A 14,236-nucleotide genomic window follows, 5' to 3' on the forward strand; every position below is an offset into this window, starting at 1 on the left:
CCCAAACCGCGGGGTAAGCGGGTTACCCTCGGCTCACCGCGAGCCGAGCTCGTATTGTATGCCGAATGGTAACGTGGATACATTTTCGCATCGCACTTATTCGCTCATCCGCCGTCTTTCGGCCATGCCAGTCGAGTCAAACGCGCCATCGGTACCGAGCGACAAGGACGCGATCCTCAGCGCGCCGCGCGAGGAGGGTGCGAACGTGCTGCTGACCGCGAACCGATATGACAATCCCGATCGCGGCCGTCACGGGGCGATCATCGAGGAGACCTCGGCGTTCCGGTCGGACATCGAACTGTTCTACGACCTCCACGCGCTCGCGTGGAACGCCGACGAGGGGCACACGCTGGACGCTCGCGACGACGCCATCGAGAGTGACGTCTCGTACGCGTCGAGCAAAGTCCCCGAGATCACTCTCGAGAATCGCTTCGACGAGGAGGGATCGACCGGGACGCTCACGCAGCGGGTGGTCGCGAGCGTCGACACCTGCGGCCTGCTGATCGAGATCGATGCCGAGTTCGAAACGGTCGCGGAGCGGACGTTCTACACCGTCGCCGACCTCGGGATCCACGGCCACGACCACGAGGATCCCAACGCGGTTCAAGAAGCGTTCGTTATGGAGCGCGACGGCGCCGAGCTAGTGGTCGCCACCGATGGAGACCGATGGCTGGCACTCGCACAGGGGCGCGACGGCGACCGCGGGTTCGACGGGCGCCGGATCGGTCACACCGGCGTCACGGAGGGACCCGACCGGAGCGCGTGGGCAGATATTTACAGCGGCAACGACGGCTTCGTCGACGACACCGAGCGCGGCGTGGGGAATCTCGACGTGGGCGTCGGGCAGTACGTCGGCGAGACCGACGCAGCGTCCTGGCTCACGGCAGTCGGGTTCGGCTACGGCGAGGACGCTGCGGTCGAGCATGCCCTCCGGCTCCTCGACCGCGGGTACGAGTCGGAGCGGGAGTCCTTCGCGACGGCATGGGAGGAGTGGCACGAGACGGTGTCGGACGGCCCGACTGACGACCCCGCGGTCAACGAGCTGTACGAGCGATCGCTGACAGCGATGAAATGCGCACAGGACGGCTGCTGCGGCGTCATCGCCGGCGCGTTCAAACCGAGCGACATGACGTACAAATTCATTTGGCCGCGCGATCAGGTTATCATCACGCAGGCGCTGATCGCGGCCGGGGCCGAGCACGAGGCGCGGCTCGCGCTCCGGTGGTTCGACGAGAACCAGATCACCGGTGACGTCGTCGACGACCGAGGGATCGACCGACACGGGACGTGGTGGCAGAACTACTACGTCACCGGCGAGGCTCACTGGCGGGCACTTCAACTCGACCAAATCGGCGGTCCAATATACGCCCACTGGCTCGTCTGGCAGGAGACGGGCGACGACGATCTGCTTGACGCACACTACGAGATGTCTCGCCGCGCAGCCGAGTTCCTCCTCTCGTACGACAACGGGTATGGCTTCCCAAAGAAGCACCAGGACCCGTGGGAGGAGATCTGGGGCCACAGCACGGAGGGCACCGCGGCGGCGATCGCTGGACTCCGTTCGATGGGTGAACTCGCTGACGCACACGGTGACGAGGGGTTCGCCGAGGAGTGTCGCGAGCGGGCGGCGGTGTGGGCCAATAATTTCGAAAAATACTGTTTCAAATCCACGCCGTACGGCGACGCTTTCGTCACGGCCGACAGCCCTGAAACGCCGTCTGACCCGTCGGCTGACGCTCGGCCTGACGCGGCGGCGTTCATGACCGTCTGGCCGTGGAACGTCGTCGATTCAGACAGCGATTCCGTCGCCGCGACACTCGCCGCCGCTGACGACGAGGCGTGGGTCGCGGGCGATTCCCCCTGCCTCGGGCGGTATCCCGGCGACCGCTACACGCCGACTGGCACCGTCGAAGACGGTGGCTGGCCGCTTTGTGAAGCATACGCCGACGCCGCTCGCTGGCTCGGCGGGAGGGATCCGGACGCAGTCGCCGACCACGTGTTTGAGGACGCCCACGAGTGGACGACTACCGCCGGGCTCCTGCCCGAGCGCGTGGACGGGACCGGGCAAGTGAGGTGGAACTCGAACCTCCAGTGGAGTCAGGCGACGTACCTGCTCCTTGTTGAGAACCACGTCCGCAACAAGGCTTTTGGACTGGCACCTGATGGTGGAACTGATTAAGTGATAGAAGGCTTCGGAGTGCTCCGGGGAAACGGAGCGCTATTCCGGTCCGACAGCGTCTAGCGCAGCAGACTTCCATTTATTAACCGCGTGGGTGACAGGATCCTCTGACATTTCGTCATCGACGTAGTACTGGTAGACGTGGCCGCCCTCATCGAGCAGGCGCCGGCCCCGGGTCACGAGACCAGTCTCGCGGAGCCGTTTCAGCGACCGGTTCACATTGCTGCGGTCGCGGTCGAGGTGATCGCTAAGCTCACTGGCTGTTGCTCCAGTAATCTCCACGACGGCGTCATACGTGCGAACGTCCTGTACTCCGAGGCCGAACACCGTTTGGAGCACCTCTTCGCGTGTGGGTTTTTTTACTGAAATTTCGGTCTCGTCGGCTTCTGCTGCCCGGCGCGCAATTCCGCGCTCAGCTTGGTTGTCGGGTGAAATATCTGATGACAAGTCAGTTCGACTACTCATCATTTGCCACCTCCTCGCCTGAGCGATCCGGAAGACGCGGGCCGGTCGGCTTCCGCATTTCATCGACCTCACCATTAAATAAATATTCTCGGCCCCACCTGAGCATTGGATCGAGAACCGATTCTAATTCTTTACCTCGAGGAGTTAATGTGTACTTGACTCGGACTGGCTTTTCGCTCACCACCTTCCGATCGACAAGTCCCTCGGCCTCGAGCGTCGAGAGACTATCCGAGAGCATCTTGTTCGACACGTCGTCGATGGCCGCGCTGAGTTCACTGAACGTGTGCTCCCCATTCAGCAACTGCGTGAGAATAACTGGATGCCATTTGTGACCCAGGACATCTGCGACCTCAATGAGGACGCGCTGCGTGCGTTCGTGTGAGCTGTCGAGTCGGGACAGCGGGATCTGCTCAGTGCTCATATAGGGAGAGTCACGCGCCACCAATATGATCACCCACGCTACGTGTCTCGGGGGAGGCATACCGAGACACATAGGTGGTCGGTCAACATTATATAAAACTCATTCATCGTCGACGTACGATGAGACCAGCACGTGCTCCGCCGCACGGAGGTGCTGATGGAGCGTCGATGAGGCGATATCGAGGCTCTCGGCGATTTCCTCAGCAGTGTGGTCGCGGGGCCAATCGTAGTATCCTTTCTCGTAGGCGGTCTCCAGCACCGACCGCTGCCTGTCGGTGAGGCCCGCCGCACTGTCGGGCGGGATCGGGAGGTCCGCCCCGCGGGTCGGAGTTTGGCGCTTGGCGACCAGTTCGACATTGTCCCAGTACTCTGAGAGCGCGTCAACCACGCGTGTGACATCCTCGTCGCTTGGGACTTCGGCAATCAGCCTCGTCTCGCCGTTGCTTGCGTGGAGTGACACCAGGCCGAATCCGGCCTCGGCGAGAAGCCCCGGCGGTGCGCCCGCTACCGTGACTTCGACGAGACACGTCTCGCCGCGACACTCAACGAGTCGGCACTCGCGAATTTCAGGATATTTATTGAGGAAGGCCTGAATCTCGTCGAAGTCTCCGTGCGTAATTCGTGTCTCGTACGCGTGCGTATCGTCGCCATCGACGACGCTTCCTAAATGGTCACAGCGGCAGCCGAACGCGGCGGACAGGTCGGCCAGCGGGCTCGCAAACGAGAATTCTAATTCAACAGCGTCGCTCTCGATCAATGTATTTCGGCGCCGGTCGGCGATGATGGCGAATCCGAGTGTCTCCCCGAGCAATTCGAGCCCGCTTTGTGCCGTCTCGGAGAATCCGCTCTCTTCGGTCCCAGCCACGGCGAGCACGCCAAACCGCTGTCGGCCACAGGCCACAGGGACTGCTGCGGCGATGGACTCCATGTCGTCGTTTGGCGCAGTCTCGTTTGCGGACTCAAATCGTCGCCGCTGGACGACTGCGGCGTCCTTTTCGCTGGCTTGTCGGACTAGTTGGCGCGCGAACGGTGACGTGAGCAATGACTCCGCGTTGGTTTCGCTGAACGAATCCGTCGCGACTGAGCTGGAGTCGATCGTTACGGCATCGGCGTCGTCTCCCGTCTCGACGGTCGCGATCCACGCTGCTTCGTACAGCGACGATTTGGCGAGATCCTCACAAATAGACTGTTTGACCGCTGCTCCGCTGGTCACCCGTAATACTGAACGAATCACTTCAGTGACGAGAGAATTGAACCGGTCCGCAGCGGTTAGCTCCTCGCGACGTCGCTCCAATTGATTCTGGCGAGACCGGAGCCGCTCATCGCGCTCGGCGCGGGTCAATGCCGAGCGGACGACGCCGGCAAACAGTTCGATCAGCTGGACATCTCCATCCGTCAACGGCTCCTCGCGGTCAAAGACACTCAAAACCCCGAACTCGCCAAGCGGTACATGGGCCTCGGCCCGACACGGGTCGTCGGTGTACGCGTCGTCCGCCCTCGACTCGTTTCGGACCGTCTCCTTGCTTCTGTACGCCGCACCGGCGTTCGACGATTTGAGGTCGTAGGCCACCGCCTGTTTAACGAGCGCCGCGGCTGCGTCCGATGTTGCGGTCCGCACCAGCTCGTTGGTGTCGGGGTCGTACAGCCGCACGCACGCGACCTCGTGCCCTAGCGCGTCAACGACAGTCCGGATTGCGGTTCGGCTCACGTCGTCGCGATCGGCAGCGGCGAGGAGTTCGCCGCTTGCCTCAGTCACCCCAGTAAGTCGCCGCTCTCGACGGCGCTCTGTGCTCACGTCGCGGGCGACACAGACGAACTCGCCGTCTTCAAGACTCGTCACCGACGCGCGGACTGGCAGATCGTCGCCGTTCGTTCGGGAGGCCGTCAGTTCGCCGCGCCACTCCCCTGAATCGACGACGGTCGGTCGACAATCGAGTTCGAACCGATCCGGGGCCGCGTACAACTCATCCCAGCACCTACCGACGATAGCGTCCGGATTATTGTACCCGAACAGCGAGGCATAGGCAGCATTCGCGTGGACGACAACGCCGTCCGCATCGAGTACGGCGATCCCATCATCCGCCGCGGCCATCGCTGCCGATCGGCGGCGTAGTTCTCGTTCCTGTTCCGTCCGTGTAGATGCGTCCCGCACGATCGCGAGTATCCGGTCAGCCCCACCGAACTGGACGGCCGTCGCAGTGACGTCGACGGGAACAATATCGCCGTCTCGGGTATGGCACGACAGTTCTGCGGTGAACCCGCTTCCCCTATCGTTGACGCGCTTGACGAACGATTCAAAAACATCGTAATCATGCGGGTGGATATCCGGTGGGCCGAGCGAGAGGAGGTGGTCTCGGTCGTACCCGAGCAACTCGCATGCCTGGTCGTTACACCGTAGGATACGATTCGCCTCTGTATCGATGACGAGTACCGCGTCAGGGGTGTGCTCGAACAGCTGTTCAAAAACTGCTGACTCCGGGTCATCACCCGTTACGGAACCGGATTCGGGCGCGTCGCTCATGCCGACTGGTCAAGCGGAGAATATTTATTGATCATTCGGCGTGCCACTCAGTTGCTCCGTTCGGCGCGCATACTTAAGAAACCAACCGCGAAATAATAAATTGGACCGTCGGGGTCAAGCCCCGAAGCACTCGGTCTGCTCCGTTTGTAGACCGATTCGCCCCCGACCGCGCGGCAGTCAAGACATTGTGAGCAGCTCGTAGCCGTCGGCGACGAGGGCCGCGATGTCCGGACCGTGCTCTTCGCCGGCCGTGCCGAGAAGCGGGATTTCGTTCGTTTGACAGCCCGTCGTCGCGTCGAAGGCGGCCGCACAGTACGCACAGGCGGCGATCTCAACGTCTCCAGCCACCACCCTGTCGAGCCCGTCGCGGAGCGGATGATCGGTCCGGGTCGCAAGCTCTTCCGGCCATCTAGTCGCCGCCCCGTCAAGAAACACCCGCACGTCGTGGCCACCGTCGGCGAGCCGAAGGGCGTACTCCACCCCGTTGAGCGCGCTCCCGGTCCGGTCCGGGCCCGCGCTGAGCAACACCGCGTACTTTCCCATACAGATTAGCTGAGAGTATTTATATAAACGCTATCGGGGAGCTGGGTTATGTTGTTACGTTGCGGTTACGGTGTGGGGAATCAACCGGACCTGTGAATTCGAGAGCGACGCCGCATCAGTCGTCGGCAACTGACGCCGAGCTGTCGGATTCTCCTCCGACCTCTGCCGGCTCCGTGCGGTCACGGGTCCGGAATGTCGCAAGCGACTCGCGAAGGCGTGTCGTGCGCTCGGCGAGTCCCTCGACTTTTTCGGAGACACGGTCCGAGGAAACAGCTTGTTCCTCAGCGGCAGCTGCGACCGACGAAGCGTTTGTCGAGGTCTGCTGACTGATTTCGGCGACATCGTCGACTGAGGTCGTTACGTCATTGACCGCGCGGGCCTGCTCATCCATCGCGTCAGAAATCTCCTTGACACCGTCATCTGCCTCTGTGATGCGAGCGTCGATATCGGCGAGTGCGGCCTCCGCAGCTTCCACCGTGTCTACACCCGCATCGATCCGCTCGCGGATCGCCGCCATCTCCGTCACGCTCTCGTCGGTTCGCTCTTCGAGTTCCGCGATGAGCGACTCGACCTCTGCGGCGGCCTCGCTCGTCTCTTCGGCCAGGCTCTTGACTTCATCCGCAACAACGCCGAATCCGGAGCCTGCCTCGCCGGCCCGTGCTGCCTCGATCGAGGCGTTCAGCGCCAATAGATTCGTTTGATCAGCAATCTCGGTGATCGTGTCGACAATGATGCCGATCCGCTCCATGCCGTCTTCGAGTTGGCTGACGGCCTCCGTCGCAGACCGGGACCGCTCTTCGACGGCATGGAGTTCCTCGACAGCACGTCGCGTCGCCGACCGACCCTCGTCGCTGAGTTCGGTCGCTCGTTCAGACGTCGCCGCGACTTGTTCGGCCGAAACGGCAACCTCCTCCGTCGTCGAGGACATCGTCTCCATTTCGCCGGCGATTTCGACGAGCCGGTCGTTCTGTTTCTCCGCGCCGGCTGAAATCTCGTCTATCGACCCGCTCGTTTCCTGGGCGGCCGCGGCGACCTCTTCTGCGCTCGTCGTCATCGCGTCACTTGCGTCGGCCACCTGGTCGGCGAAGCGACGCACGTCGGAGACCGTGGTCTCCAGTTCCGACAGCGCCTCGTTGAACGCGTCTGCGATCTCGTGGAGCGCTTCCGGATCGTCGCCCTCGACCGAGAGCCGAACGGTAAGGTCGCCATCTGCGGCCTCTCCCATCGTTCCCGCAAAAGCCTCAGCGCGCGTCTCGAGCGTGTCGGCAAATCTTTCTGTCTCACGTTTGGCTTCACGGGCGCGCTTCCGCTCTGCCTCCACGTCCTCGATGCGACCCTTGAGCGCGGTCCGCATCGCGTCGAACGACTCGTATAGCCGGCCGATCTCGTCGTCTGTCTTCGGTTCCAGATCGACATCGAGATCGCCGTTTTCTAGTGCTTCAGCCCGTCGGCCGAGTTCGTCGAGTTCGCGGATCGTCGGCCGTGCGAGGCCCATTCCGACGGCCCCGAGGCCGACGATGGCGACGCCGATAATCAAGAGGATATTTCGCGTCACGGCGGCGTGTGCGGCCGGGTCGACTACCCCGGCCGTCTGTCGGATAGTAAAGAGGCCTGTTACCGCAATCACAGCGATGACAAAGGCAATTGAGAGGCCGAACTTGACGAGTCGGTTCTGTTCCACCACGGCGGGGACAAGTCGACTTCGAACCATTTCGCGGCGGTTTTGATCGGACGTCACGCTCTCCACCTCCAGCGGCGGTCAAGCGAGACGCAGACAGTGATCTGTCGCGAGTCCATGTGGATGGCTGTGACAGTCTCCGATTTAATTCGTCGGTGCCGATTATCACGCACGGGTCTCATGGGTAACGGCGACGTAACGGCGTTTCTCACGGCTCACGTCGGGGGTCGCCTCGGGATCGGTTGATACCCTCCGTCTGCCCGAGTCGAATGCCCTCGCGGCGAGAGTTTATGCGTCGCAACCGACGAAAGAGAATCGCATGATTGTGTTACACGCAGTCTTTCCGCTCGATCCCGAGAAGCGCGACGAGGCGCTCGAACTGATCGCCGACCTCGCGGAGAAATCCCGCGCCGAGCCGGGGATGATCGATTACCGGCCGGCGACGGACGTGGACGACCCGAATGTAGTCCGGTTCTTCGAGCAGTACGAGGACGAGGCCGCCTTCGAGGCGCACTCACAGACCGACCACTTTCAGGAGTTCGAGGCGGCGCTGCCCGACCTGCTCGCGGGCGAGCCGGAGGTCACCCGGTTCGAAGTCGATTCGGCGGCAGAGATGGACCTCTAAACGAAGGCTCCCAGTCAGCCGCCATCAAACCGAATTACTGCTCCGCCGAAGGGTTCGTCCGCTCGTCAATCTCGTTCGCCTGACTGATCGCGTCGATTACATCCCTCGCGATGTGGTCAAGATCGTCCGCGTACGCTTGTGTCGTCTCGCTCACCTCGTCGACGTTTTCCGAGGTTCGAACTGCGCTGTCAGCGATTCCGTCGAGATCGTCGACCGCGTCTGTGATCGATTCTGCCGCAGTGTCCGTACGCGTGTCGACAGTTTCGATCTGGTCTATCGTCTCGTCCGCGGTTGAGCGCACCTCCTCGACGGTCGCTTCTATTTCAGTCGCACGCTCTTGTGCCTGTTCGGCGAGGTCTTTGACTTCGTCTGCGACGACGGCAAAGCCCGAGCCTGCCTCGCCCACACGCGCGGCCTCGATCGAGGCATTCAACGCGAGCATGTTCGTCTGGTCGGCGATCTCGTTCAGCATCGCGACGATGTCGTCGATCTCGGTGACTGTCTCGCGGAGCAACTCCAGTTTCTCCTCGGCCGCGGCGGCTGCGGCCTTGGCTTCGTCGACATCAGCGTTTGCCTCACGGGCCGACCCTCGGGCCGTCTCCGCGAGCGAGGCCGTATCGGAACTTGACTCGTTCGCCTCCGCGGCACCCCGAGACAGCGACTCGATCGCGTCGCTCGACTCGCTCAGTTCCGTCCCGATCTCCGAGAGGAGCTTCGCGTGCTCGGCTGTGAGCGTCGAGAGCGGCGTCTTTCCCTCCGGATCGGCCGCTCCGTCCGATCCGTCACGCCCGTTTCGATTGTGTGATTGTCGACTCATGAGTGTGCTCCCGCTGAGGCGGTTGCCATACACTCCCGCGGGGGCTATTTAATCGTGGTCCACATATTATCAAATGCGATGTCTGACCACGAGCATGACCACGACGACGGCGATATCCACGCGTGTGACTGCGGCGCGACGTTCGACACGCTCGACGAACTGAAAGACCACGCGAAAAAGAATCACCCTGACGCCTACGAGGAGAACTTCGGGGACGAAGCGTAGACTCAGAGGTCAGATCGAATCATGAGCGGAGACGCCACCTGTCCGACCTGCGGGGACGAGACGGAAAGCAGGCTCGCCATCATCGAGCCCTCGGAATTAAAAAAAGAGCGCGAGTACTGCCTCACCTGTGAAACGTTTGTCGACGATGACGCTCGGAAGCCGGAATAAATCGCGGTTCAGGCGGTGTCGCGGTGTAATGTGAAATTGTAGGCCAGAGACGAGAGCAGGTATCGTTTCATATCTGTAACCATCGAATAACTGTCGCGAGTGATTCGTATCTCTTGAGATTGTGAAATATTATATTATTCGGGGACAAACACGTCTCAGAGAGACGTGATAGGGTTTAGTTCGCAGCGAAGGGTGCGGTGGATCCCGGCCGTCCGCAACAGACACCAAACTCTCAGGCAGGGGTGGCTGATACATGAGTAACGAATCGACGGACGAGGGTGACATCGAGACGGGGGAAACCCACGAAATCCGGTCGTCGGTCGAGGAGCGGTACCGAAAGGTCTTCGAACACAACAACGACGCCATCATGATCGTCAACTTTGAGACCGAGTCGTTTGTCGACGTCAACCCGCGGGCGTGCGAGTTGCTGGGATACTCCCGCGAAGAGCTCCTGTCAATGGAGCCCGAAGACATCCATCCTGACGACATCGCCCGGGTTCGCGAGGAGTTTATTTCGCAGGTCAAAACGGAAGGAACCGGCTTCACCGACGACCTGACTTGCCTGACGAAGGACGGAGACGAGGTCCAGACGGAAATATCCGGAGCGGCGCTGGAGCCGGCAGACGGAGCCGATGCCGCGGCGGATGCCGAACCGAAGCAGATGGTCGCGATGCTCCGGGACGTGTCCGATCGCGTCCGGAACCGCCGGCAATTAGAAGAGAAGGTCGAACGGCTCGACCGGTTCGCCGGTATCGTCTCACACGATCTCCAGAACCCCCTTTCAATCATTCAAGGGCACGCGGAACTCGCCCGACAAACCGGCGATGTCAAGCATTTCGACGCGATCGAGGACGCCGCCGATCGCATGGAAGAGATGCTGTCGGAACTCCTCCAGCTCACCCGGGAGGGAGACTTGGTTCACGAGCGGACCGAGGTCGATCTGGCGGCGATCGCGGAGACCGTCTGGACTGACTGCGATATGGCGCCGGCGACACTCGAGATTGAGTCCTCGACGACGTTCCAAGCGGACCGAGACCGGCTTTACGAGCTTTTTGTGAACTTCTTTGAGAACGCCCGCGATCACGGAGGATCGTCGGTGACGGTCCGAGTCGGGGTGCTGGAAGGACCGGAACAGAACGGTTTCTACGTCGAAGACGACGGGGCGGGCATTCCGGCGGAAGACAGGGACGACATCTTTGAGTGGGGTCATACGACTACGGGAGACGGGACCGGATTCGGGCTCGCGATCGTCGCCGAAATCGCTGAGGCCCACGGCTGGGAAATCGGAGTCGGAGAGTCCGCGAACGGTGGAACCCGGTTCGAGGTCACCGGAATCGACTCTTGACCGCGTGAACCCACATATATTTGCCGCGAGCGGATGATGCGGTCGAACACCCGCCGCGGTTTTAATCTCTCTCGGAGCGGCTGACGAACTCATGGCCGAACGCTCGTCTCCAGACGGTTCGAGAGGCAACGTGACGTGGCACAGGGCGCTCGGTCCGGACGAACTCCCCGAGGGGCGGGTGAAGCCGGTAACCTGCGGCGACACGACAGTCGCGATGACTCACCAAGACGGCGAGTATGGGGCGCTCGACAATCGCTGTCCCCACCAAGGCGGACCGCTCGGCGAGGGATCTATCGAAACCGGGCTGCTCCGCTGTCCGTGGCACGGCTGGGACTTCGACCCGCTGACGGGGGAAACACCCGGATCCCACGACGACTGCGTCGAGACGTTCCCGGTCGAAGTGCGCGAGGACGGGATCTACGTTGGATTCCCCGACGAGGAGCCGCACGAGCGGACGGTGTCGGATGTGATCGCCGAGACGCTGGTCAACTGGGGGGTCCGGCAGGTGTGGGGGATCGTCGGGCACTCGAATCTCGGGCTCGCCGACGCGCTCCGCCGCGAAGCGGCCGGGGGAAACCTCGCTTATTACGGCGTCCGCCACGAGGGGGCCGCCGCGTTCGCCGCCTCTGCGTACGGGAAGCTCACCGGCCGTCCGGCGGCGTGCTTCTCCATCGCCGGCCCCGGTGCGACGAACATGCTCACCGGACTGTGGGACGCGAACGTCGACCGTTCGCCGACGATCGCGCTCACCGGACAGGTCGAGTCGCAGGTGCTCGGCACAGGGAACTTCCAGGAAGTCGATCTGGAGGCGGCCTACGGCGACGTTGCTGAGTTCGAGGCGACCGTCCTCCCCGACAGCGACCACGCCGAACTCGCGACTCGGGCGGCCAAGACTGCGATCCTCGAACGCGGTGTCTCACACCTCGTCTTTCCCGACGAAATCCAGACCCAGTCGGCCGAGGGCGTCGATCCCGGGGACCCGGAGGGACGTATTACAGACCGCGAGATCACACCCCCGGAGAGCGCCCTCAAGGATGCGGTAGAACTACTGGAAACTGCCGAGCGGCCGGTGATCGTCGTCGGGCACGGTGCCCGCTTCGAGATGGACGGAATTGTGGACCTCGCCGAGCGGTTCGACTGCCCGGTGCTGACGACGTTCAAGGCGAAAGGGCAGATTCCCGACTCGCACCCGCTCGCGGGGGGCGTACTCGGCCGGAGCGGGACCCCGATTGCGAGCCACTTCATGAACGAGGCGGACCTGCTGGCCGTCTTCGGCGCGAGCTTCTCGAATCACACCGGGATTGCCGAGTACAAGCCGACGATCCACGTCGATTACGACGCGATGACGCTCGGGAAATTCCACGGCATCGACGTGCCGGTGTGGGGCGAGATCGGCGTCACCGTTGACGAGCTCGAGGAACGGCTTGGGGACGACCTCGCGGCGGAAAACCAGCGCGAGGAGCTCGCCGACCGCTGGGAAATTTGGCGCGAAGAGAAGGCGACACGGCGGGAGCAGACGCCCGAGCGCGGCGTCAATTACGCCACTGCCTTCGAGGCGATGACCCGACTCGTTCCCGACGACGCGATCATCCCCGTCGACGTGGGGAACAACACCTACGCGTTCGGCCGGTACTTCGAGCCGGAACACCAGTCTGTACTCATGTCGGGGTACCTCGGTTCCATCGGATTCGCGTTCCCGGCGGCGCTGGGCGCGTGGGCAGCCACCCAAGAGCCGGAGTCGGAGTTCGCCGGTCGCAAGGTGGTCTCGGTATCCAGCGACGGTGGCTTCGGCCAGTACATGAGTGAGTTCACGACCGCGGTGAAGTACGACATGGACGTTACCCACGTCCTGTTGAACGACGACGAACTCGGGAAGATCAGCAAAGAGCAGCGGACCGGGGGCTGGGACGTCTGGCAGACCGACCTCGTCAACCCTGAGTTCGCTGCGTTCGCAGAAAATTGTGGGGGCCTCGGTCTCTTCGTCGACGACCCCGCCGACCTCAACGACGCACTCGAAAAGGCGATCGCCCATGACGGTCCCGCGCTCGTCGAAATCCTCACCGATGCCGATCCGGTGTGAACGCCAGTCTCGATGCGTAGCTGCGGTCTCCGAGACGCCTATATTCAATAAATCCACCGCTCGCGTGTCCAGCCGGTGACCGGACGCGATACGTATTAATTTTTATTGAGAGACTATCGGACATGGGAACTGACACTGCTCGGGAGAGACCCACCCCGAACCGCGACACCGCTGTCCCCGATTCTTACGCGATCTACGTCGACGATCGAGGCGTCGATGTCTGGCAGTATCGCGTCGACCTCGAGGAACCGGGCGGCGCTTGGCGGTTCGTCGAAACGCACGACGCCGAGAGCGACCTCCGAGTGTCGCTCGACCTCGCCACGCTGACGCCCCCGTCCGAGAGCGGGTACTGGGTGTACAGCAGGACCTACGACTGCGAAACCGATTGTAAATAGCGCGCGGCCGGGTCGCTCACGCCTCTATTTCGAGCGAGTAAATCCGCTTTCGGGCGTCGGCGAACGAGATTCGCGACGAAACGACCTCGGCCTCTTCGAGCTGATCGAGCGCGTACCGAACGGTCCGCGGGGGGAGAAGCGTCGACTCGGCGAGCGCCGACTGCGTGCTCTCGCCCTCGTAGTCGAGGGTCTTCGCCACCAGCTTCGCGCTGGGCGAGAGGTCGGCAAGGGCGTCCGGCGCCGACTGCGCCGAGAGCGTGAATTCGTCCGGCATTCCGTGCGGAGGTAGCGCACGAGCCGTCTTAACCACCGAGCGATCGTGTGGTCCGTCCGCACGATCGGTCGCCGCCGGGAGTCACTCGGTCGCGGCGGCCCACTCCAAGAGCGGTTCGAGCCGCGTCCGGAGTTCGTCGCCCTCCTCGGTGAGCGCGTACTCGACGCGGGGCGGGATCTCGTCGTACTGCGTTCGGGTGATCAGATCCGCCTCCTCGAACTCGTCGAGCCGCTTCGAGATGGTCGAAGTGCTGGCGCCGGGGAGGTGATCCTCGATCTCGGCGAACCGGAGCGACTCGTGCGCTCCGACGATGCTTATCAGTTGTATCGCGTACTTCCGACTCAACACGGTAATGACGCCGGTCAGCGGACAGTAGCACGTTCCGTCGACGTCGCACGCGGGCGGTGATGGTGTCGTATCTGCCATAGCTTTGGAGCCTCGGAGTTACTCTATAGCTTCGGACTTCACAGTTTAAACACTTCGTATTCTAAACCAAGATCA

General features: G+C 62.4%; 15 protein-coding genes. 7 read left to right on the plus strand and 8 right to left on the minus strand.

The features are described 5' to 3' along the window. The first annotated feature begins 124 nt into the window (after positions 1–124). Positions 125–2,179, plus strand: a complete 2,055-nt coding sequence (locus HPS36_RS15230) for a glycoside hydrolase family 15 protein (RefSeq protein ID WP_137717274.1) — start codon at positions 125–127, stop codon at positions 2,177–2,179. A 39-nt stretch (positions 2,180–2,218) separates the two neighbouring features. Here HPS36_RS15230 and HPS36_RS15235 read toward each other — a convergent pair whose 3' ends face one another. From HPS36_RS15235 to HPS36_RS15255, 5 genes are all read right to left on the minus strand, one after another. After that, complete coding sequence (locus HPS36_RS15235; RefSeq protein WP_235681778.1) at positions 2,219–2,647, minus strand: helix-turn-helix domain-containing protein; 429 nt, start codon at positions 2,645–2,647, stop codon at positions 2,219–2,221. Next, positions 2,637–3,065, minus strand: a complete 429-nt coding sequence (locus HPS36_RS15240; RefSeq protein ID WP_137717272.1) for a winged helix-turn-helix transcriptional regulator — start codon at positions 3,063–3,065, stop codon at positions 2,637–2,639. The genes HPS36_RS15235 and HPS36_RS15240 overlap by 11 nt, the downstream gene beginning before the upstream one ends. Positions 3,066–3,164: 99 nt before the next feature. Continuing rightward, positions 3,165–5,585 carry a PAS domain S-box protein gene (locus tag HPS36_RS15245; RefSeq protein ID WP_137717271.1) on the minus strand — a complete coding sequence of 807 codons (2,421 nt, stop codon included), beginning with the start codon at positions 5,583–5,585 and terminating at the stop codon, positions 3,165–3,167. A gap of 177 nt (positions 5,586–5,762) precedes the next feature. Beyond that, positions 5,763–6,128, minus strand: coding sequence for a DsrE family protein (locus HPS36_RS15250; RefSeq protein ID WP_137717270.1), 366 nt, complete (start codon positions 6,126–6,128; stop codon positions 5,763–5,765). 115 nt (positions 6,129–6,243) lie between these two features. Further along, positions 6,244–7,812 carry a methyl-accepting chemotaxis protein gene (locus tag HPS36_RS15255; RefSeq protein ID WP_235681779.1) on the minus strand — a complete coding sequence of 523 codons (1,569 nt, stop codon included), beginning with the start codon at positions 7,810–7,812 and terminating at the stop codon, positions 6,244–6,246. A 313-nt stretch (positions 7,813–8,125) separates the two neighbouring features. Between HPS36_RS15255 and HPS36_RS15260 the strand changes: the two genes are divergently transcribed. Further along, positions 8,126–8,431: a putative quinol monooxygenase gene (locus HPS36_RS15260; RefSeq protein WP_137717269.1), complete on the plus strand. Its 306-nt coding sequence runs from the start codon at positions 8,126–8,128 to the stop codon at positions 8,429–8,431. Between the two features lie 34 nt (positions 8,432–8,465). Here the strand turns inward: HPS36_RS15260 and HPS36_RS15265 are convergent, their stop codons facing one another. Further along, a complete protein-coding gene (locus tag HPS36_RS15265; protein WP_241991825.1) occupies positions 8,466–9,248 on the minus strand; it encodes a methyl-accepting chemotaxis protein in 783 nt (260 codons plus the stop codon). Positions 9,249–9,326: 78 nt separating this feature from the next. On the opposite strand from HPS36_RS15265, the gene HPS36_RS15270 reads away from it, so the two are divergent. The 5 genes from HPS36_RS15270 to HPS36_RS15290 all read left to right on the plus strand — a co-directional run bounded on the left by HPS36_RS15270 (position 9,327) and on the right by HPS36_RS15290 (position 13,461). Next, positions 9,327–9,473 (plus strand): hypothetical protein, encoded by a 147-nt coding sequence (locus HPS36_RS15270; RefSeq protein WP_158293456.1) that lies wholly within the window; start codon positions 9,327–9,329, stop codon positions 9,471–9,473. A 21-nt stretch (positions 9,474–9,494) separates the two neighbouring features. Continuing rightward, a complete protein-coding gene (locus HPS36_RS15275; RefSeq protein ID WP_158293455.1) occupies positions 9,495–9,641 on the plus strand; it encodes a hypothetical protein in 147 nt (48 codons plus the stop codon). 253 nt (positions 9,642–9,894) lie between these two features. After that, entirely contained in the window at positions 9,895–10,986 is a 1,092-nt protein-coding gene (locus HPS36_RS15280) for a sensor histidine kinase (RefSeq protein ID WP_173230873.1), read from the plus strand. Positions 10,987–11,077: 91 nt separating this feature from the next. Then, positions 11,078–13,066, plus strand: a complete 1,989-nt coding sequence (locus HPS36_RS15285; RefSeq protein WP_173230874.1) for a thiamine pyrophosphate-binding protein — start codon at positions 11,078–11,080, stop codon at positions 13,064–13,066. 122 nt (positions 13,067–13,188) lie between these two features. Next, positions 13,189–13,461, plus strand: a complete 273-nt coding sequence (locus HPS36_RS15290) for a hypothetical protein (RefSeq protein WP_137717266.1) — start codon at positions 13,189–13,191, stop codon at positions 13,459–13,461. Between the two features lie 16 nt (positions 13,462–13,477). Here the strand turns inward: HPS36_RS15290 and HPS36_RS15295 are convergent, their stop codons facing one another. Continuing rightward, positions 13,478–13,735: a helix-turn-helix domain-containing protein gene (locus HPS36_RS15295; RefSeq protein WP_094552827.1), complete on the minus strand. Its 258-nt coding sequence runs from the start codon at positions 13,733–13,735 to the stop codon at positions 13,478–13,480. A gap of 81 nt (positions 13,736–13,816) precedes the next feature. Then, positions 13,817–14,161, minus strand: coding sequence for a winged helix-turn-helix transcriptional regulator (locus HPS36_RS15300; RefSeq protein WP_137717265.1), 345 nt, complete (start codon positions 14,159–14,161; stop codon positions 13,817–13,819). Positions 14,162–14,236 lie beyond the last annotated feature (75 nt).

The organism is Halorubrum salinarum, from assembly GCF_013267195.1.
In the GTDB taxonomy this organism is placed as follows: domain Archaea; phylum Halobacteriota; class Halobacteria; order Halobacteriales; family Haloferacaceae; genus Halorubrum; species Halorubrum salinarum.